The sequence below is a fragment of the Streptomyces sp. NPDC008150 genome, from assembly GCF_042956945.1.
Classification (GTDB): Bacteria; Actinomycetota; Actinomycetes; order Streptomycetales; family Streptomycetaceae; genus Streptomyces.
The window spans coordinates 693,368-711,780 of sequence record NZ_JBIBHJ010000002.1 but is presented as its reverse complement, the minus strand read 5'-3'; the positions used below and the strand labels follow the sequence as shown (position 1 = coordinate 711,780).

Here is an 18,413-nt window from a genome sequence, read left to right as displayed (position 1 = left end):
GCGGCGGTTGGGTGCGGGTGCGATGCCGTTCGGGGTGGTCGGGAGCCGGGGGGTTCACGCGTGCGTCCCCCTCGCCGGTGCGGCCGCCGGCGCCGGGCCGGCGGCCGGGCTCACGAGCGGCGTGAGCCGCACGTGGCGCCGGTCGGCGGTCAGCAGGGTGCGGTCGGGGACCTCCCGCCAGCCCGGGTCGTCGTCGTAGGGCTCGGACGCCACGACCGTGCGGCCCGGCTCCGAGAGGTACCAGAGGGTGTCGCCCCAGGCGGTCGCGGCGATCGTCGAGCCGTCCGTGAGCAGCAGGTTGAGCCGTGCCCCGGGGGCCGCCTCGTCGACCTCGCGGACCGTGGCCGCCAGCGCCGACCCCGCCTCGGTGCCGCCGCGCAGGCGGGCGAGGACCAGCGCCCACACGAACGCCGAGTCGTTGCGCGCCTCCATGGACAGCAGGTCCGTCGCGGTCAGCGCGCCGGTCAGCGGCGCCAGCGACCGCGGCCAGCCCGGCACCGCCCCGTTGTGGCTGAACAGCCAGATGCCCGCGGCGAACGGCGCCGCCGCCGCCTCGGCGTCCGCACCGGCCAGGGTCGCGTCCCGGACCGCGGCGAGCACCGCGCCCGAGCGCACCACCCGCGCCAGGTCGGCGAAGGACAGGTCGGCCCAGATGGGCCCCGCGCGCCGGTAGCGGGCCGGTACGGGATCACCCTCGGCGTACCAACCGACCCCGAAACCATCGGCGTTGACCGTCCCGTGCGCCTGGACGCGGGGCGCCCACGACTGCCGGTGCAGGGCGTGCGGCGGATCGACGAGGAGCCCGCCCAGCGGCTCCGAGGGCCCCAGCACGGCGACATGGCGGCACATCAGGCGTCCACGCCCGCGGAACGCGCCGTGCGGAAGCCGCAGAAGATCTGCCGCCGGATCGGATAGTCCCAGTTGCGGAAGGTCCCGCGGCAGGCCACCTGGTCCACCCCGAACGAACCGCCGCGCAGCACCTTGTGGTCGGGTCCGAAGAAGACCTCCGAGTACTCCTTGTACGGGAACGCCGTGAAGCCCGGGTACGGCAGGAAGTCGCTCGCCGTCCACTCCCACACATCACCCATCAACTGCCGTACCCCCAGCGGCGACTCGCCCGCCGGGTAGCTGCCCGCCGGAGCCGGTCGCAGGTGCCGCTGGCCCAGGTTGGCGTGCTGCGGGCCCGGATCGGCGTCGCCCCACGGATAACGGCGCGAGCGGCCGGACGCCGGGTCGTGCCGGGCCGCCTTCTCCCACTCGGCCTCGGTCGGCAGCCGCCGTCCCGCCCAGCGGGCGTACGCGTCGGCCTCGTACCAGCACACGTGCAGCACCGGCTCGTCGGGCGGCACTACCTCCGTGACGCCGAACCGGCGCCGCAGCCACTGGCCGCCGTCCCGGTGCCAGAACTCCGGCGCCGTGATCGACCGCCGCCGGACGTGCGCCCAGCCCTCGGGCGCCCACCAGCGCGGTTCGTCGTAGCCGCCGTCCGCGATGAACGCCTGGTACGCCCCGTTGGTGACGGGCGTGGTGTCGATGAGGAACGGCGCCACCTCCCGCCGGTGGGCGGGGCGTTCGTTGTCCAGCGCCCACGGCTCCGTCGAGGTGCCCATCGTGAACGGGCCGCCGGGCACCAGCACTTCGGCCGGACCGTCGTACGGCGCCGCGGACTCCGGCTCCGGCGCGGTCAGCGCCTGCGGACCGCTCCGCAGCTGATGGGTTATCAGCATCGTCTCGTCGTGCTGCTGTTCGTGCTGCGCGATCATCCCGAACGCGAAGCCGGACTCCGTCAGCGCGGTGCCCCGGAACCCGTGCTTCTCCAGCACGTCCAGGGCCTTGCCGCGCACCTCGGCCGCGTACCGGCGGGCCTCGACCGGGGCCAGCAGGGGCAGGCTGGGGCGGGCCGAGCGCGGGTGCTCGAAGGCGTCGTAGAGGCTGTCGATCTCGGGCCGCATCGCCTCGTGCCCGGCGACGGCCCGCAGCAGCCACTGCTCCTCCTGGTTGCCGATGTGGGCCAGGTCCCACACCAGGGGCGACATCAGCGGCGAGTGCTGCGCCGTGAGGTCGGGGCCGTCGACGCAGTCGGTGAGCAGCGAGGTCCGTTCCCGGGCCCGGGTCAGCGAGGCGAGGGCGCGCTCGCGCAGGGCCTCCGGGTCGGGGGTGGGGTCGGTCATGACGTGATGTCCTTCCCGTACGGGCGGCGGTCCGCACCGCACAGCCGGTCGAGCAGGTCGTCGGCGGGGCAGCGGCCCCGGAAGACGTACCGGTTCAGGTAGGAGGCGACGGCGTCGGTGATCCGCCGGTCGGCGCCGAGCCGCGGCAGGGCTTCCAGCGCCGCCACGAAACAGGCCACCGCCACCTCGTGCAGCTCCGGGTCGGCGAGCCCGTACCGGGCCGCGTCGAGCCAGAGCCGGTTGGTCGGCGCGCGTCCCGCGCGAGTGCGCTCCGCGAGCGGCTTGACCGCCCGGTACGCGGTCTCCGCCGCCTGCGGATCGTCGAACAGCGCGGTCGTCACGGCGAGCGGCACGATCCAGCCGTCCTCGCCGGGCTGGGCGTCCAGCATGCGCAGTTCGAGGTGGCCGCGCGGTCTGACCGGCGGGAACAGCGTCGTCAGGTGATAGTCGAGATCCTCCCGGGTCGGCGGCCGGGGCAGACCCGAGCGCGTCCACTCCCGGAAGGTCAGGCCGTCCGGCACGTGCCAGGGACCGTCGCCGTCACCGCGTACGCACATGACGGGGGAGTCCAGGACGTGCCGGGTCCACGCCTCGCGCGGCTCCGCGTCCAGGTCGGGGCCGCCGGCGCGGCCCGGACCGATCTCCACCCAGCGCAGCTGCCGCGTCGAGCGCCAGCCGGTGGGCCGTCCGCCCGCCATGGGCGAGTTCGCGAACGCCGCCATCAGGACCGCGCCGAGCTGGTGCGCCAGCCACCAGCGGCGCCCGAGACCGAGCGGGCCGGGCTCCTCGTACCCGGCGTCCAGGCAGACCTGGACGGAGGCGGAGGTGCACATCATGGCGCGCCCGGCGGGACCGGTGCGGTCGAGACAGGCCTCCATGGCGTCGTACCGCGGCTCGCGCAGGAACCGGCGGGGCGGCTGCCAGGGATCGTGCCCGATGCCGACGAGACGCAGCCCGTCCTCGCGCAGTACCGCGCGGACGGTGCGGAGGTCGGCGGAGACGGTGTCGACGCACTCCGCGAGGGAGGCGGCGGGCGGCGAGCTGAGTTCGAGCTGGCCGCCGGGCTCGACGGTGAACAACGAGGTGAGGGGCGCGGTGCGCAGGGCCGCGTGCACGGCGCCCAGTCGTTCGGGTGCTACGGGGAGCTGCGGTCGCCGCAGCTCGTGGACGAGCCATTCCAGTTCCACGCCGAGCAGCCGGGGCGGGCCCGTCTTGAAGGAGATGCCGTGGACCAGCGCCTCCGCCCCCGCCTCGGTGACCGCGGCGCGGGGCTCCGTACAGTCACTCAACGATTCGGACATGTCGGGATCCTCCTGAGATTCCACCATGCCACCGGTCCGGGATTCGAGCCGCCCGGACCGATGCCGTTCGTCCCACCCAAAACCCTCGAACCAATTCGCACAAGGGTGCAAATCCTGCCGTTCCGGGCCGGGGTCGACCGTCGGGGCCGCCGCTCCCGGAGGTGTCGCCGGCCCGGAAACCCGGTTGCCCCGCACGAGGGCCGTCACTCACCATTCGGTCATGGGAAAGACGGGGGAGACGGGGGAGACCGCGCGGGCCGCGGTCGTGGCGCCCACGGGGGTGGCGCCATGAGCGCGCGGCTGCGCGGGATCGCCCGCGAGAACGAACGGATCATGGCGGCGGGGGAGTACCGGGCACCCGCCGGGCATGTCGTCCCCCTCGCGCGGGCTCTCGGCCAGGCGTGTGACGGCACCAGCGTCCACGGCCCCGGCCCGCTGCCCACCGCGGCCGGACGGTGGCCGGATCCGGCCGGTGCGGGCGCCCCCGACGGGGCGTCCACGGACCGCGGTCCGCTGCTGGAGGTCACCGGGGAGAGCACCCTGGAGGCGGCCCGCCGGCTGACCGGCGCGCAGGACGGCGGCCCCGTCGCCGCCCTGAACTTCGCCTCCGCGCGCAACCCCGGCGGCGGCTACCTCAACGGCGCGCAGGCCCAGGAGGAGGCGCTGTGCCGGGCGTCCGCCCTGTACACGTGCCTGCTGCGGGCCCGCGGTTTCTACGACCACCACCGCACCCACCGCGACCCGTTCTACTCGGACCGCGTCGTCCACTCCCCGGCCGTGCCCGTCTTCCGGGACGAGAAGGCCCGCCTGCTGGACACACCGTTCGCCGTGGGCTTCCTGACGGCGGCGGCCCCGAACGCGGGAGTGGTCCGGCGCACCGCTCCCGAGCGGACCGGTGAACTGCCGGCCGCCCTCGCGGTGCGCGCCGAACGGGTCCTGGAGACGGCCGCCGCGCAGGGTTACCGCCGTGCGGTGCTGGGGGCCTGGGGCTGCGGCGTCTTCCAGAACGACCCGGCCGCGGTCGCGTCCGCCTTCCGGGCGCAGCTCGTCCCCGGGGGCCGTTTCGCGACAGCCTTCGACCACGTCGTGTTCGCGGTCCTCGACCGCACCCCGCGGGCCGGGGTGCGGTCGGCCTTCGAACGGGCCTTCGCGGAGCGTCAGCTCCAGCCGTAGCGCTCCCGCAGCCGGTGCACCACGAGGTTGAACCGCATGCGGTCCAGCGCGCACGCCTCGCGGCGCATGCCGTCCTCGTGGACACGCAGCACGCGGTCGACGCTCACCCACGAGTCGCGGCCGGTCCGGTCCCACGGGCCGCTGCCCATCGGCACCCACTCGCGGTCGCCGTCGTGCCGCTTGCTGGAGAGCTGGACGGCCAGCAGTGTCCCGCCGTCCTCGCGGGCCACGACGAGCACCGGGCGGTCCTTGCCGCGGCCGTCGTTCTCCTCGTAGGGCACCCACGTCCAGACGATCTCGCCGGGGTCGGGGTCCCCGTCGTGCGCGGGGGCGTACTCGGTGCGCACCCGGCCGACCTCGTTGGGGTCGGCCTCGACGGTGGCGGTGGGGCCGTAACGGCCGGGAACGTCTTGATCGGGGAAGGAAGTCACAGGGAGCACGTTAGCGGCCGCCCTCAACGCCGTGACCCCGGGCGTCCCTTGCGCGGCCCGCGGCCCAACTCCTCGGCCGCCGGGCGCCGGTGGGCCGCCGGCTCCGCTCGCGGAGTCGCGCGGAACCGGCGAGGGGAGCCGCACCGGCGTGAACCGGTGCGACTCCCCTCCCCTTCACGGCACTTGGCGGTCCGGCCGGACCGCTCAGTCGGAGTCCCTCTCCACCGGCACCTTCTGGGCCGACGGCGGCTGGAACCCGTTGAGCGGGGACGTCCCGTTCGACGGCTGCTCGTTCTGGTTCATCGACGACAGGATCTGCCGGGCCAGGCCCAGCCCGGTGCCGCCCATGGTGAGCGCCTTGGCGAACAGGTCGCCCATGCCCTCGGCCCCGTTGAGCAGCACCATGTTGTCGACGTTCCCGAACGCGGAGGCACCGGCCCGCACGATCTCCGGCCAGTTCTCGGCCAGTTGCTGTGCGACCACCGCCTCCTGGTTCTCGGCGAGAGCCGCCGCCCGCGCCTTGATGGCCTCGGCCTCGGCCAGACCCTGTGCCCGGGTCGCCGCGGCCTCCGCCAGACCCTTCGCCTCCGCCGACGCGGCCTCGGCCTCACCGGTCGCCCGGGTCGCCTCCGCCGCCGCCGAACCCCTGGCCTTCGTCGCCTCGGCCTCGGCGGCCGCGGCCACCTTCACCCGGGACGCCTCGGCCGCCGCGGCGAGTTCGGTCTCCTTGGCCTTGGCCTGCGCCCCGGAGATCCGTACGTCGCGCTCGGCCTCGGCCAGCGTGCGCTTCTCGTAGGCCTTCGCGTCCGCCGGCTTGCGGACGTCCGCCTGCAACTGCTGTTCCCGCCGCTGGGCCTCCAGTTCGGCGACCCTGGTCTCCTGGACGACCACTTCCTGCCGGGCCGCCGCGTCGGCCAGCGGGCCGGCCTGCCGGGACTTCGCGGCGGCGTTGTCGCGCTCCGCCTGGTACCCGGCCTGGAGGATCTCGCTGTCCCGGGTGGCCTCGGCCATCCGGGCGAAGGACTGCTGCTCGGCCTCGGTGGCCAGCCGGTTCGACTCGGCCGCCGCGATCCTCGCGTCCCGCTGGACGGCCGCCGCGTGCGGCGCCGCCAGGTTCTGGATGTACCCGGTCGGGTCCTCGATCTCGTGGATCTGGAGCGAGTCGACGATCAGACCCAGCTTCTCCATCTCCGTGCCGCACGCCGCCCGGGTCTGCCCGGTGAGCTTCTCCCGGTCACGGATCACGTCCTCGACCGTCAACCCGCCCATGATGGAACGGAGATGACCGGCGAAGACGTTGTGCACACGGGCCGACATCATCTTCTGCTGATCCAGGAAACGACGGCCCGCGTTGGCGATCGACACGAAGTCGTCGCCCACCTTGAAGATGACGACCCCCCGCACCTTCAGCGGAATGCCCTGGTGCGTCACACAGTCCACATGCAGTTCGGTCTCGTTCAGGTCGAGCGAGAGCTTGCGCACCGCCTGCACGCCGGGCAGCACGAGCGTGCCGCGCCCCGTGACGATGCGGAAGCCCATGCCCTCCTCAAGGCCCTCGGTCCTGTGCTTGGAACCGGAGATGATCAACGCCTCGTTGGGCTCGGCCACTCGCCACATCATCTTGAACAGGCCGATCACCACGAGAGCGGCCACTACGACCACTCCCGCCACGACGCCGACAACCATCGGCATACGCCCCCTTACGATGGTGCCCTTTCGGCACCGAACGAGGGGAGTTTGCTCCTCGGCGGGGGCCCGCAGAAGATCCTGACGAACTCTTGTTGCCATCCTGACGCTTATGGCTCCGACCTGCGACAGAGCGGACCGCGCCGGCCATGGACAGGACGCCTCAACTGTCGTACGCCGCCGACACGTAGACGGTTCTCGGCGGCAGGTACTCCACCACCATCACCACCGTCCCCCGCTCGATCCGGTCCGTCCCCACGGCCGGGTAGGCGAGGAAGTGCTCGGCCCCGCCGCGGACCCGGACGATCACCTCGCCGACGAGGCCGGGACCGATCGTTCCGGTGACCCGCCCCATCAGTCCCACCATCGACGCATCGCCCATGGCCACAGGGTACGGGCCGCGCGTGCGGGTGCCGCCGTCCCGGGCGGGAGGTCCGCGGCGCGGACCGGGGGCGTTCGGGTGCGGCCCGACGGCCGGGCGGCCGTTTCCTTGACTTCGAGAGGACTCCAGCACCTAGCGTCGACGACGTCGAGACATCGGGCGGTCGCGGAGCGACGTGCGCACCGCCGACGGAACAGGTGAACGGAGAGACGGATGCGGGTGGGCGTGCACATCAGCCGGTTCGGTTACCCGGGGGGTGCGAGGGCGACCGCCGCCGAACTGGCCGCGACCGGTGCCGCGGCCGAGGAGGCCGGCGTCGGCTGGCTGTCGGTGATGGACCACTACTTCCAGATGGAGGACAACGGCGGCGCCGAGGACCCCATGCTGGAGGCCTACACGACGCTGGGCTTCCTCGCCGCCCACACGCACACGGTGCGCCTGGGCGCGCTGGTCACCGGTGTCACCTACCGGCCGCCCGGTCTCCTCGCGAAGGTCGCCACCACCCTCGACGTCCTGTCCGAGGGGCGCGCCACCCTCGGTATCGGGGCCGCCTGGTACGAGCGGGAGCACCTCGGGCTCGGGGTGCCGTTCCCGCCGCTCGCCGAACGCTTCGAGCGGCTGGAGGAGGCCCTGCGGATCTGCCTGCAGATGTGGGACCCGGACGACGACGGCCCCTTCGAGGGCGACCACTACCGGCTCGGCGCGACGCTGTGCCGGCCGGCGCCGGTGAGCGCACCCCACCCGGAGATCATGATCGGCGGCTCCGGAGAGAAGAAGACTCTGCGGCTCGTCGCGAAGTACGGCGACGCGTGCAACCTCTTCGGGGCCTCCCCGGAGGTGGTGCGGCACAAGCTGGACGTGCTGCGCGGGCACTGCGACGACGTCTCGCGGGACTACGACACCATCCGCAAGACCATGATCTACACAGGCGATTCGGTGAAGGCGGGGGACGTCGACGGCTGCGTGCGCGACCTCTCCGGGTACGAGGGCCTCGGCATCGACACGGTGATCTTCGCGCCCACCGGGGACGCGCCGGCCGTGTGGACCGAGACGTTCGCCGCGGACGCGGTGCGCAAGCTCGCCGACCTGGCCTGAGCCCCGCTCCGCGTGCCGCGGAAGCGCCGAAGGCGCCGGAGCCCGGGGTACGGGTTCCGGCGCCTTCGGCGCGCGGGGGGTACTGCTTCGGTCGTGCGTGCTCAGGCGGCCGTGACCTCGCCGGCGTGGCTGTGCAGCCGGTTGACGACCTCGGTGAGCTGCTCGACGATCTCGGCGTCGTCCGAGGGGTGGATCTCGGCGAAGCGGGTGACCGAACCGGGAACGGAGAGCTTCACGTCCTCCAGCACCTTGCCGCCGGCGATGGCCACGGCCTTGCGGGTGTCGTCCTGCGCCCACACGCCGCCGTACTGGCCGAACGCGGTGCCCACCACGACGACCGGCTTGCCGGTGAAGGCGCCGGCGCCGTACGGGCGGGACAGCCAGTCGATGGCGTTCTTGAGGACGGCCGGGATCGTGCCGTTGTACTCGGGGGAGAAGAAGAGGAAGCCGTCGGAGGCGTTCGCGGCCTCGCGCAGCTTGGCGGCGGCGGCCGGGACGTTGTCCGCGACGTCGATGTCCTCGTTGTAGAAGGGGACGTCGGCCAGGCCCTCGTAGATCTCGACCTGGGCGCCCTCGGGGGCGAGCTTGGCCGCCGCCTCGGCGAGCTGGCGGTTGTGCGAACCGGCACGGAGGCTGCCGACGAGCGCGAGGATACGAACAGACATGCTAACTCCAAGGGTGCTGAAACATTGCCGTCACAATCCGGACCGGGGTCCGTTTAATGTTGTAGCAGTCTAACCGGACCGCGGTCCAGTTTTGCCCTGGATGCTTTACGCTGAGTTCATGCCAGCCTCTCCGCCGTCTTCTCCGAAGCCCCGGAAGACCGTCGAACTCGCCGCCGAACCAGTGCTGTTGGGGCTGGGAACGGAGGCGGACGAGCCGTGCCTGCGCGCCGACGCCGCGCGCAACCGCGCCCGTCTGCTGGAGGCCGCGACGAGGCTGGTCGCGGAGCACGGCGCGGGCGCCGTCACCATGGAGGCCGTCGCCGCCGCCGCCTCGGTCGGCAAGGGCACCGTCTTCCGCCGGTTCGGCGACCGCACCGGGCTGCTGATGGCCCTCCTCGACCACTCCGAGAAGAAGTTCCAGGCGTCCTTCCTCTCCGGCCCCCCGCCGCTGGGCCCCGGCGCGCCCGCCGTGGACCGTCTGAACGCCTTCGGCATCGCCGTACTGCGCCGCTGGTCGGAGGAGTTGGAGCTGCAACTGGCCGCGGAGCCCGCCGCCGGGCGCCGGTTCTCCCTCGCGCCCCGCCGGGTCCACCACCGCCACCTGGCGATGCTGCTCGAACAGGCCGCCCCCGGCTCCGACAGCGAACTCCTCGCGCAGACGCTGATGGGGTACCTGGACCCCGCGCTCGTCCATCACCTCACCGGACGGTGCGCGATGACCGGGAGCAGGCTGGAGGCCGGCTGGACCGACCTGGTCACCCGCCTCACCCGCGCCTGAAGGACCGGCCGTTCGGCGCCGGTGCTCCCAACATGGCGGTTTTCAGGGCCTGTTGACGCCCCCGCGCGCGAAGTGGCCGGTGTTCTCTGCGAGGATGCCGCACGTCATGGTGCACACCCCTGGAACACCCGCGTCCCCCACGCCCGCCCTCGCGAACGGCTTCGTCCCCACGAGCGCCGACGTGGCGCGTCGCGCCGGAGTGTCGCGCGCGACCGTCTCCTACGTCCTCAACAACACCGCCGCCGTCCGGATCAGCGAGCCCACCCGCCGCCGGGTCCGCGAGGCGGCGCAGGACCTCGGGTACGTGCCGCACGCGGCTGCCCGCAGCCTGCGCGCCGGACGCAGCCGACTGGTCCTGCTGCCCGCGCAGCCCGGAAACGGCACGCTGTACCACCGCCTCGTCGCCGAACTCCAGGAAGAACTGGGCCGGCTCGACTACACGGTCGTCCAGTGCGGCGCCGCGCCCGCGCGCGGTGACCGCGCCGCACGGGCCTGGGCCGAACTGCGCCCCGCCGCCGTCATCGTCCCCGCGTCGAGCCTGGAACCCGACGGCCTGACGGTCCTCGCGCGCACCGGCGTCCGCGTGGTCCTCGCCCTCGGCCCCCAGGCCGTCGAGGGCACCCACACCCTGCTCACCGACCACGAGTCGGTCGGGCGCCTGGCCGCCGAACACCTCTACGAACGCGGCCGCCGCCGTATCGGCGTCGTGCTGCCGCGGGAGGCGGGCCTCGACGACTACGCCCTGCCCCGGCTGCGCGGCGTACGCGCGGCCCTGCGGGACACCGACGCCGCGGTCACGGAACTGCCGCTCGCCCACGAGGAGGAGGACGCCGCCCGGCTCGCCGCGCGCTGGCGCGGACTGGGCCTCGACGGCGTGTTCGCGTACAGCGACGAGTACGCGATGCTGCTCATGCGCGCCCTCCAGGACGAGGGCGTGGCCGTGCCCGGGGACACGGCGGTGGTGGGCGCCGGCGATCTCATGCTCGGCCGGCTGCTGCGGCCCCGGCTGAGCACGGTCGGCATCGACCTGACCTCGTGCCGGGCCCTCGCCGAACTGGTGGACCGCGCCGTGCGCGACCCGGCCTGCCCGCGGGAGACCCACCGGATGCTGCGGGTGGGTATGGTGCCCCGCGAGTCGAGCTGAGCGCCCGCGGCGCGCCGCCGGGACGGTGCCCCGGCGGTGACGTGCGGGCGGGGCCGGGGGCCGCGCGCCCGCGCCGGCCCCCGGTCGGTCACTGCTCGGTCTGCTCGCCCTGCCCCGCGGCTGCCTGCTGCTCGGCGACGGACTTGCGGACCTCGTCCATGTCCAGCTTGCGGGCCTGGCCGATGACGTCGGTCAGCGCCGCCTCCGGCAGCGCGCCGGGCTGGGCGAAGACCGCGACCTGGTCGCGGACGATCATCAGCGTCGGGATGGACTGGATGCCGAACGCGGCGGCCAGCTCGGGCTGCGCCTCGGTGTCCACCTTGCCGAACACCAGGTCGGGGTTCTCCTCGGCGGCCTTGTCGTAGACAGGGGCGAACTGCCGGCACGGACCGCACCACGACGCCCAGAAGTCGATCAGCACGAACTCGTTGTCCGTGACCGTCTCGTCGAAGTTCTCCTTGGTGAGTTCCACGGTCCTGCTCATGGTCTGCATCCCTCTTCCCGAAGTCGGTGCGAAGCCGTCGGCACAACGCGGCCGACCGCCCGGGTATTCCGCGCGCGTACCCGTGTGGCCCGCGCGCACACCACCTTGCAGACTGTCCCCATGACGGATACGGAACCCATCGCATACGACGTCGTGGTGCTCGGAGCAGGTCCTGTGGGGGAGAACGTGGCGGACCGCACCCGTGCGGCCGGCCTCTCCACCGCGGTCGTGGAGAGCGAGCTCGTCGGCGGCGAATGCTCGTACTGGGCGTGCATGCCCAGCAAGGCCCTGCTGCGCCCGGTCATCGCCCGTGCCGACGCCCGCAGGGTGCCCGGCCTGCGGCAGGCGGTGCAGGGTCCCCTCGACGCGTCGGCGGTCCTCGCGCACCGGGACTACTACACCTCGGACTGGAAGGACGACGGCCAGGTCGCCTGGGTCGAGGGCATCGGCGCCGACCTCTACCGCGGCCAGGGCCGCCTCGACGGGCCGCGCAGGGTCACCGTGACGGGCGCCGACGGCACCGAGCGGGTGCTCACCGCCCGGCACGCCGTCGCCGTGTGCACCGGCACCGACGCCGTGGTGCCCCACCTGCCCGGCATCGACGACGTACGCCCGTGGACCAGCAGGGAGGCCACCAGCGCCAAGGCCGTGCCCGGCCGTCTGATCGTGGTCGGCGGCGGCGTCGTGGCCGTCGAGATGGCCACCGCGTGGCAGGCCCTCGGCTCCCGGGTGACGCTGCTGGTCCGCCGCGGCGGCCTGCTGGAGCGGATGGAGCCCTTCGCCGGCGAACTGGTCGCCGAGTCGCTCACCGAGGCCGGCGTGGACCTGCGGACGAACACCTCCGTCACCTCGGTGACCCGGGAGAACGGCACGGTCGTCGCGGTCACCGGGGACGGCGACCGCGTCGAGGCCGACGAGATCCTCTTCGCCACCGGCCGCGCGCCGCGCACCGGCGACATCGGCCTCGACACGGTCGGACTGAAGCCGGGCTCGTGGCTCACCGTCGACGACAGCCTGCGCGTCGTGGACAGCGAGTGGCTGTACGGGGTCGGCGACGTCAACCACCGGGCGCTGCTGACCCACCAGGGCAAGTACCAGGCGCGGGTCGCGGGTGCCGCGATCGCCGCCCGCGCGGCCGGGGTGCCCCTGCTGGAGACCGACCGCTGGGGCGCCCACGCCGCGACCGCCGACCACGACGCGGTGCCGCAGGTCGTCTTCACCGACCCGGAGGCCGCGGCCGTCGGCCTCTCCCTCGCGGAGGCGGAGCAGGCCGGCCACCGGGTCCGGGCCGTCGACGTGGACCTCGCCACGGTCGCGGGCGCCGGGCTCTACGCCGACGGGTACCGGGGCCGGGCCCGCATGGTCGTCGACCTCGACGCGGAGATCGTCCGCGGTGTCACCTTCGTCGGCCCGGGTGTCGGCGAACTGATCCACTCCGCGACGATCGCGGTCGCCGGGGAGGTCCCGATCGACCGGCTGTGGCACGCGGTGCCGCCCTACCCGACGATCAGCGAGGTCTGGCTGCGGCTGCTGGAGGCGTACCGGGGCTGATCCCGCACGCACACGGGAGCGGGGGCCACGGCGTCGGCGCGCCGCGGCCCCCACTCCCGCTCCCGTGCGGACTCGAAGTCGCCCGCTCAGCCGGGCAGTTGGAACCCCAGAGCCTTGGCTGCCGCGTCCGGCACGGGCTGCGCCCAGCGCTCCGCCACCGCCTCGTTGGAGGACAGCGAGCGCGGCTCGGCGAGGTCGAGGTAGAGCGTCCCGTCGAGGTGGTCCGTCTCGTGCTGCACGATCCGCGCCGGCCACCCGGCGAACACCTCGTCCACGGACCGCCCGCCCTCGTCCAGCGCCCGCAGCCGCACCTCGGTGTGCCGCGCCACGACGGCCTGCCAGCCGGGAACGCTCAGGCACCCCTCGAAGAACGCGGCCCGCCCCGGGCCGACCGGCTCGTACGACGGGTTCACCAGCACCCGGAAGGGCTGCGGCACCCGCCCGCGCGCCACCCGCACCTCGTCGGACACCGGTGCCGGGTCCTCCACGACCGCGATCCGCAGCGGCACCCCGACCTGCGGTGCCGCGAGGCCGACGCCGGGGGCGGCGTGCATGGTCACCCGCAGCGCCTCGACGAAGCGGGCGAACAGGCCGGGGTCCAACTGCCCGTCGTAGGGCTCGATTCCGCCCCGCAGTACGGGATCGCCTGCGGCGACGACGGTCAACGGGCCGTCCGCGGCGAGGAGTTCCTCGACCTGTTCGGCAAGGGGCGCACGATCACTCGGAGATGCCATCCGGCAAGGATGGCACGGTCCGGGCCCGGGATCAGAGCTCCGCGAAGTCACCGGCGAGCGCCGACGCGAGCCGCAGGTGCGGCTGCGCCTCGTCACCGCGTCCCTGCCGCTCCAGGGTGCGGCCGAGCATCAGCCGGGCGTAGTGCTCCACCGGGTCCCGCTCGACGATGGTGCGCAACTCGGCCTCGGCGCGCCACAGTTGGGCGGAGTGGTAGTAGGCGCGGGCCAGCAGCAGCCGGGGTCCGGTCTGCTCGGGCACCTCGTCCACCAGCGAGCCGAGCACGCGCGCGGCGGCGGCGTACTCCTTGGCGTCGAAGAACATCCCCGCCCGCTGCCACCGCTCCGCCGGCGTTCCGTGGTCGTAGTACGTCGTGTCCGTCGTCTCCGGCGAGTAGGCCGTTTTGTTCGTGTCCACGTGAATCCTCCTTCGGGGACGGGAACGCGGGAGGGTGGTTGAATATTTCACTAACGGGGCGTGTTCGGCTGTGCGCGTGATGCGCGGGAGCGCGCGCCGCCGCGCCTCGACGGAAAAGTCGTACGGCATATCGGCTCGTTCGCGTATGGCGGTGCGAGGCAGGGCATCCTAACCTTGGTTGTGGTAGCGCTGCGTGATCCTGTCGCTGCTTTTTGTGGTAAAAGGCCGGGAATATTCAGGTAGTTGGCCTGCGGCGGTGTACAGCCGTCCACTAGTGTTGCCGCGCACCGTCCGGACGCATCGGGGGATCTGGAGGACTGAGGTGGTGCATGGGGGGAAACCCTTGTGGCTCAGGAGCAGCAGGTGCGGTAACGAGAACGAATGTGTGGAGGTCGCGGTGAGGTGTGGCTGTGTCCTCGCCCGCGACTCCAAGGCGCCTGCCGGGCCGGCCGTCACGTTCACCGCCCGTGTCTGGACGGATTTCCTGGACGCTGTGGCGGTGGGGGAGTTAGAGGGCCCGTGACGTTCGTATCCAGCCATCGACACAAGGCAGGGGGCCTTATGGGTGCTGGGGTATCCGCAGCGGAACAGCCGGGCGGGAAGGCGCGCGACAGGTCGGCGACCTTCGGTGGAGCGGTCACTTTCGCCCTGGCCGTCGGCGCGGCCGCGACGCTCGCGGCGGCGGTTGCCTCCGTCCTCGTCGACAGCGTCCTCGCCAAGCGCGTCCTGTGGGTCGCCGTGATGCTGGCGGTGGCGGTCAGCGCGGGTCTCTGGCGGGCGGGAGTGTCGTCGGTTACGGCGCCCGCGCCGGATCCTGATCGTCTTCCGCACGGTTCGCAGGCCGGTTCGCCCCGCTAGCCCGGCCGGCCGCCCGGCGTCCCAGGGCCCGCTTCACCCACCACGACAGTCCTGTGGTGGCGGCGGCGACCAGGAAGGTCCCCACCGCCGTGCCTATACGGGACCACGGCAGATGCAGGTGCCCGGCCGCGTTCACCACGAACAGGGCGGCGCACACCAGCACCGTCAGGGCCGCCAGCGCCAGGACGCCGATCCTTGTCACCAGCCGCAGTCGCGTCTCCCCGCGTGCGGTCTCTATGGCGATCAGGTTCCGTGTCTGCTCGGCGGTCTGGATCGCCTGCGCCCTGAGTCCCTCGTCGTTGGGGCCGGCCTGCGGGCCCGCCTCCACCGTTTCCGGCTGCGCCCTGTCCAGCAGGCGCTGCCACACCGACCTGAAGACCACGGTTGGTCCTCCCCCTGGCTCCGCCGTCCGTGACGGCCGCCGCGCTGTCAACGGACGCCGAGGTCCTGCTGGATTCGGCTGATCAGGTCGGCCGAGTCCGACTCGCTGAGTGCTGCTTCCTCGATGGTCTGGAAGCACTCCTGGTACCGCGCCAGCAGGTCCAGGTCCTCGCCCCCGGTCATGCTGCCCGCGGCGTGCTCCAGGTACAGCAGGTCGTCGTCGTCGGGAAAGCCCAGGAGGACGAAGCTGCCGAGAGTGCTGTAGTGCGCGCCCGCCTCGAAGGGCAGTACGCGCACGGCGATTTCCTCACGCCCGCCCAGGTCCAGCAGTTGCCGCAACTGCTCGGCCTGCACCTCCGGCCCGCCGATCTGCCGCCGCACCGCCGCCTCGTCCAGCAGGAACACACAGGCCGGGCCGCCCGGGTTGTCGAACATCCGCTCCCGGCGCTTCATGCGCAGCGTGACGACGCGTTCGAGCCGCTCGGGGTCCAGGCCGCGCGGCGCGAGCAGTGCCTCGGCGTAACGCTTCGTCTGGAGATGTCCCGGCACCACGATGGGGTGGTAGGTGTGCAGGGACGTGGCGGCGCCCTCGTATCCGAGGTACTGGGCGAACTGGGGTGTCACGACGTCGTGGAAGCTCGACCACCAGCTCGGGCCCTTGCTGCCGCGCGCCGCCTGCTCCAACTCCGCCACCCGGTCCGGGTGATCCACTCTGTAGAGGGCGAGCAGCGCACGGAGGTCGCTGACCGACACACCGACCGTACCCGTCTCCACGCGGATCAGCTTCGACTGCGACCACTCGACGTTCCGGGCCGCCTCGCGTTGGGTCAGGCCGGCGTTCTCGCGCGCGTGCCTGAGTGCCAGTCGCAGCTTGCGCCGGTTCAGGCTGGGGTCCACAAGGGGTGTCATCGCCGCTCCTTCGCCGTGCACGTACCCGCGACCTCATCGGCCATGCACAGAAAGCTCCTAGCTATTGGCTCTGCACATTATGCTCCGAGCATTCTGCATAGAGCCAAAAGGCGGCTGCGGCCCCCCGGAGTGCCACGCGAGGTGGTGTGCCCGCCGTGACCTGCGCCGCTGGACCGTCTTCCTCGACAACGCGGCAGACCTCGCCCGCGATCCCGAACGCCCTTCTTTTTTGCGGTGGTTGGGAGTGGGGGAGCGCATACGGCGCACAATGCCGCTCATCGCCGCCGAACACGCTCCGGCGCACTACCCGGCGGCGGTCCGGACCGGCGGTCCGCGTCGGGTGCGCCGCGGCACCCCAGCGGTGGGCCGACCGGCGAACGGCCGTGGCCGGCACCCGCTGCGGGTGCCGGCCACGGCCGGTGGTGGGAGAGGGGGAAGGGGCGGTGCCGGTGATCAGCTCTTGCCGGGGCGGGTGACCCACTTGCCGTCGATCCAGCTGCTGACGGTCTCGTAGCCGGAGCGGAAGCCGCCGAGGTAGTCGACGCGGACGTCCCGCTCCGCCGTGGAGAGCTGCTTGGTGTAGCTGCTCGCCCGGTCGGCGGGGCCGCCCGTCGTGTTCACGGCGATGTACGGGTACGGGAAGACCGGCCGGCTGGCGACCGTGCCGCCGTCCGTGCCCAGCCGGTTGGTGACCAGGCTCGCCGGGGCTTTGCCCGCGGTCACCCAGTCCATCACCGCGGACAGGGCGTCGAAGCTGTTCGGCCCCTGGCCGCCGCCGCAGTGCGCGACGCCGGGCAGCAGGAACAGCCGCGCGAAGCTCTCGGTCCTCGCGGTGCCGCCCATCGTCTTCGACACCGCCTTGTAGTACGCCATCGTGCCGACCGCCGGGATGTGCTGGTCACCGAGGCCGTGCCAGAGGATCAGCTTGCCGCCGGCCGCCTTGAACGCGGAGAGGTCCGGGTCGGTCGCGTCGTACGTGGCGTGGTTGAGCCTGAGGAGGTTGTTGAAGTAGGCGCTGGTGAACTTCACGTCCTTGTACGTGAGGGTGGGCCGGGCGTTCGGGAAGACCATGTAGCGGATGGTCTCCTTGACGAAGTTCTGGTCGCCCGACGGTGTGTCCGCCGTCGCCGGGACGATCACGTCCCAGTTCAGCTCGGAGCCCAGGAGCTGCCAACCCGGGTACAGCAGCTTGCCGTTCTCGTCGTGCGGGCCCGCGTAGAGCTTGTGCAGGGTCTTCACCTGGGCGGCGTTCAGGCAGAAGTCGTCCGGCGCCGAGGTCTGTCCCGCCGCGCACTTGATGCTCGCCGGATCCCACGTGCAGCTGAGCGGATCGGTGATCACGCCGTCGGTCGCGCCGCAGCCCTTGAGGACCGCCGCGTGCAGCGGTGCCAGGTCGGGCGTGGTCAGCGTGGCCCTGCCGTTGTCGGAGTAGACCGCCTGCGCGTTCCAGGCGTGGGCGAACACGTTCAGCGCGGTCCAGTTGTTGGCGGGGGCGCCGGCGACGATGCCGTTGAAGTCCTTGGGGTAGCGCTGCGCCTCGGTCAGGGCCTGGTGGCCGCCCTGCGAACACCCGGAGAAGTAGGAGTGGGTGGCGGCCCGGCCGTAGAACCGCTTGATGATCTCCTTTGCGGCGACGGCGACTTCGTGGTCCGCCTTGTAGCCGAAGTCGACCCGCAGGGTCGGGTCGGTGGCGAAGACGCCGGAGCCGTTGAAGTGGCCCTCGTTGTTGGTGGCAACGGCGAACCCGCCGTCCGTCAGCGGGGTGCAGTCGGCGGCGGCGGGGACGTTGTTGAGGTTCACCGAGCCGCAGTTGCCGCCGCAGCCGACCTGGAGGTAGTTCTGCTGCCAGCCGGTCAGCGGCAGCCGCAGCTCGAACTGGATCTGCGGCGCGACGAGTCCCGTCACGTCGCAAGCGGCCCATTTTCCGAGGGAGTTGGCATCGGCGGCCATGACCTTGGCCGAGGTGATCGCCGTCGGGGCGCCGGGAATCGCGGCGAGGTCGAGCTTGGCGACGGCCGTACAGTCGATCGCGGGTGGCGTTCCGGCGTCGGCGGCCGTCGCGGCGGTGTACGCCGCGTTCCCCACCGGGCCCGAAGCGGCCTGACTGCCGGCCAGGGACAGCACCGTTCCGACGAGCACCGCGAGCGCCGCCAGCAGGGCGGCCGCCCTTCCGGGACGCCAACGGGCGAGAAGTCTAGCCATGTTCATCTCCAAGGGTGCCGGACTGCACGGAGGTTCGGCCGGGCCGCCCGTGG

The 18,413-nt window shown here is 72.8% G+C and carries 19 protein-coding genes; 6 read left to right on the top strand and 13 right to left on the bottom strand.

What is annotated here, in order from left to right:
- Positions 1-54: 54 nt before the first annotated feature.
- Genes egtC through egtA form a run of 3 tightly spaced genes read right to left on the bottom strand, consistent with a single transcriptional unit; the run spans position 55 to position 3,472 of the window.
- Complete coding sequence (gene egtC, locus ACFZA0_RS09125) at positions 55-849, bottom strand: ergothioneine biosynthesis protein EgtC (protein ID WP_391013453.1); 795 nt, start codon at positions 847-849, stop codon at positions 55-57.
- Positions 849-2,171, bottom strand: coding sequence for an ergothioneine biosynthesis protein EgtB (egtB, locus tag ACFZA0_RS09120; protein WP_391013451.1), 1,323 nt, complete (start codon positions 2,169-2,171; stop codon positions 849-851). Before egtB ends, egtC begins: the two co-directional genes overlap by 1 nt.
- Positions 2,168-3,472: an ergothioneine biosynthesis glutamate--cysteine ligase EgtA gene (gene egtA, locus ACFZA0_RS09115; protein WP_391013449.1), complete on the bottom strand. Its 1,305-nt coding sequence runs from the start codon at positions 3,470-3,472 to the stop codon at positions 2,168-2,170. Before egtA ends, egtB begins: the two co-directional genes overlap by 4 nt.
- A 288-nt stretch (positions 3,473-3,760) precedes the next feature.
- Here egtA and ACFZA0_RS09110 point away from each other — a divergent pair, with 288 nt between their 5' ends.
- On the top strand, positions 3,761-4,645 hold the full coding sequence (locus ACFZA0_RS09110) for a TIGR02452 family protein (RefSeq protein WP_391013447.1): 885 nt from the start codon (positions 3,761-3,763) through the stop codon (positions 4,643-4,645).
- On the opposite strand, the gene ACFZA0_RS09105 is transcribed toward ACFZA0_RS09110, so the two are convergent.
- The 3 genes from ACFZA0_RS09105 to ACFZA0_RS09095 form a co-directional block, all read right to left on the bottom strand.
- Positions 4,630-5,076, bottom strand: coding sequence for a type II toxin-antitoxin system PemK/MazF family toxin (locus ACFZA0_RS09105; protein WP_391013446.1), 447 nt, complete (start codon positions 5,074-5,076; stop codon positions 4,630-4,632). The genes ACFZA0_RS09110 and ACFZA0_RS09105 overlap by 16 nt on opposite strands.
- 204 nt (positions 5,077-5,280) lie before the next feature.
- The gene (locus ACFZA0_RS09100) at positions 5,281-6,768 is read right to left on the bottom strand and encodes an SPFH domain-containing protein (RefSeq protein WP_391013444.1); all 1,488 of its coding nucleotides are present in this window, start codon (positions 6,766-6,768) and stop codon (positions 5,281-5,283) included.
- A 157-nt stretch (positions 6,769-6,925) separates the two neighbouring features.
- Positions 6,926-7,144 carry a hypothetical protein gene (locus ACFZA0_RS09095; protein WP_391013442.1) on the bottom strand — a complete coding sequence of 73 codons (219 nt, stop codon included), beginning with the start codon at positions 7,142-7,144 and terminating at the stop codon, positions 6,926-6,928.
- Between the two features lie 213 nt (positions 7,145-7,357).
- Here ACFZA0_RS09095 and ACFZA0_RS09090 point away from each other — a divergent pair, with 213 nt between their 5' ends.
- Positions 7,358-8,239 carry a TIGR03560 family F420-dependent LLM class oxidoreductase gene (locus ACFZA0_RS09090; RefSeq protein WP_391013440.1) on the top strand — a complete coding sequence of 294 codons (882 nt, stop codon included), beginning with the start codon at positions 7,358-7,360 and terminating at the stop codon, positions 8,237-8,239.
- Positions 8,240-8,340: 101 nt separating this feature from the next.
- Here ACFZA0_RS09090 and ACFZA0_RS09085 read toward each other — a convergent pair whose 3' ends face one another.
- Positions 8,341-8,904, bottom strand: coding sequence for an NAD(P)H-dependent oxidoreductase (locus ACFZA0_RS09085; protein WP_391013438.1), 564 nt, complete (start codon positions 8,902-8,904; stop codon positions 8,341-8,343).
- A gap of 118 nt (positions 8,905-9,022) precedes the next feature.
- On the opposite strand from ACFZA0_RS09085, the gene ACFZA0_RS09080 reads away from it, so the two are divergent.
- Both ACFZA0_RS09080 and ACFZA0_RS09075 read left to right on the top strand, forming a co-directional pair.
- Entirely contained in the window at positions 9,023-9,682 is a 660-nt protein-coding gene (locus ACFZA0_RS09080; protein WP_391013436.1) for a TetR family transcriptional regulator, read from the top strand.
- A gap of 106 nt (positions 9,683-9,788) precedes the next feature.
- A complete protein-coding gene (locus ACFZA0_RS09075; RefSeq protein ID WP_391013435.1) occupies positions 9,789-10,826 on the top strand; it encodes a substrate-binding domain-containing protein in 1,038 nt (345 codons plus the stop codon).
- 88 nt (positions 10,827-10,914) lie between these two features.
- Here ACFZA0_RS09075 and trxA read toward each other — a convergent pair whose 3' ends face one another.
- The gene (trxA, locus tag ACFZA0_RS09070; protein WP_391013433.1) at positions 10,915-11,310 is read right to left on the bottom strand and encodes a thioredoxin; all 396 of its coding nucleotides are present in this window, start codon (positions 11,308-11,310) and stop codon (positions 10,915-10,917) included.
- 120 nt (positions 11,311-11,430) lie between these two features.
- Between trxA and ACFZA0_RS09065 the strand changes: the two genes are divergently transcribed.
- Positions 11,431-12,861 carry an FAD-dependent oxidoreductase gene (locus tag ACFZA0_RS09065; protein ID WP_391013432.1) on the top strand — a complete coding sequence of 477 codons (1,431 nt, stop codon included), beginning with the start codon at positions 11,431-11,433 and terminating at the stop codon, positions 12,859-12,861.
- An 86-nt stretch (positions 12,862-12,947) separates the two neighbouring features.
- On the opposite strand, the gene ACFZA0_RS09060 is transcribed toward ACFZA0_RS09065, so the two are convergent.
- Positions 12,948-13,595: a peptide deformylase gene (locus ACFZA0_RS09060; protein ID WP_391013430.1), complete on the bottom strand. Its 648-nt coding sequence runs from the start codon at positions 13,593-13,595 to the stop codon at positions 12,948-12,950.
- A gap of 31 nt (positions 13,596-13,626) precedes the next feature.
- The gene (locus tag ACFZA0_RS09055) at positions 13,627-13,917 is read right to left on the bottom strand and encodes a tetratricopeptide repeat protein (protein WP_391013569.1); all 291 of its coding nucleotides are present in this window, start codon (positions 13,915-13,917) and stop codon (positions 13,627-13,629) included.
- 286 nt (positions 13,918-14,203) lie between these two features.
- Between ACFZA0_RS09055 and ACFZA0_RS09050 the strand changes: the two genes are divergently transcribed.
- A complete protein-coding gene (locus tag ACFZA0_RS09050; RefSeq protein ID WP_391013428.1) occupies positions 14,204-14,533 on the top strand; it encodes a DUF397 domain-containing protein in 330 nt (109 codons plus the stop codon).
- 270 nt (positions 14,534-14,803) lie between these two features.
- Here the strand turns inward: ACFZA0_RS09050 and ACFZA0_RS09045 are convergent, their stop codons facing one another.
- The 3 genes from ACFZA0_RS09045 to ACFZA0_RS09035 all read right to left on the bottom strand — a co-directional run bounded on the left by ACFZA0_RS09045 (position 14,804) and on the right by ACFZA0_RS09035 (position 18,360).
- Complete coding sequence (locus ACFZA0_RS09045) at positions 14,804-15,250, bottom strand: hypothetical protein (RefSeq protein ID WP_391013426.1); 447 nt, start codon at positions 15,248-15,250, stop codon at positions 14,804-14,806.
- A 47-nt stretch (positions 15,251-15,297) separates the two neighbouring features.
- Positions 15,298-16,158: a Scr1 family TA system antitoxin-like transcriptional regulator gene (locus ACFZA0_RS09040; RefSeq protein WP_391013424.1), complete on the bottom strand. Its 861-nt coding sequence runs from the start codon at positions 16,156-16,158 to the stop codon at positions 15,298-15,300.
- A 453-nt stretch (positions 16,159-16,611) separates the two neighbouring features.
- Complete coding sequence (locus ACFZA0_RS09035) at positions 16,612-18,360, bottom strand: tannase/feruloyl esterase family alpha/beta hydrolase (protein ID WP_391013422.1); 1,749 nt, start codon at positions 18,358-18,360, stop codon at positions 16,612-16,614.
- Positions 18,361-18,413: the final 53 nt, after the last annotated feature.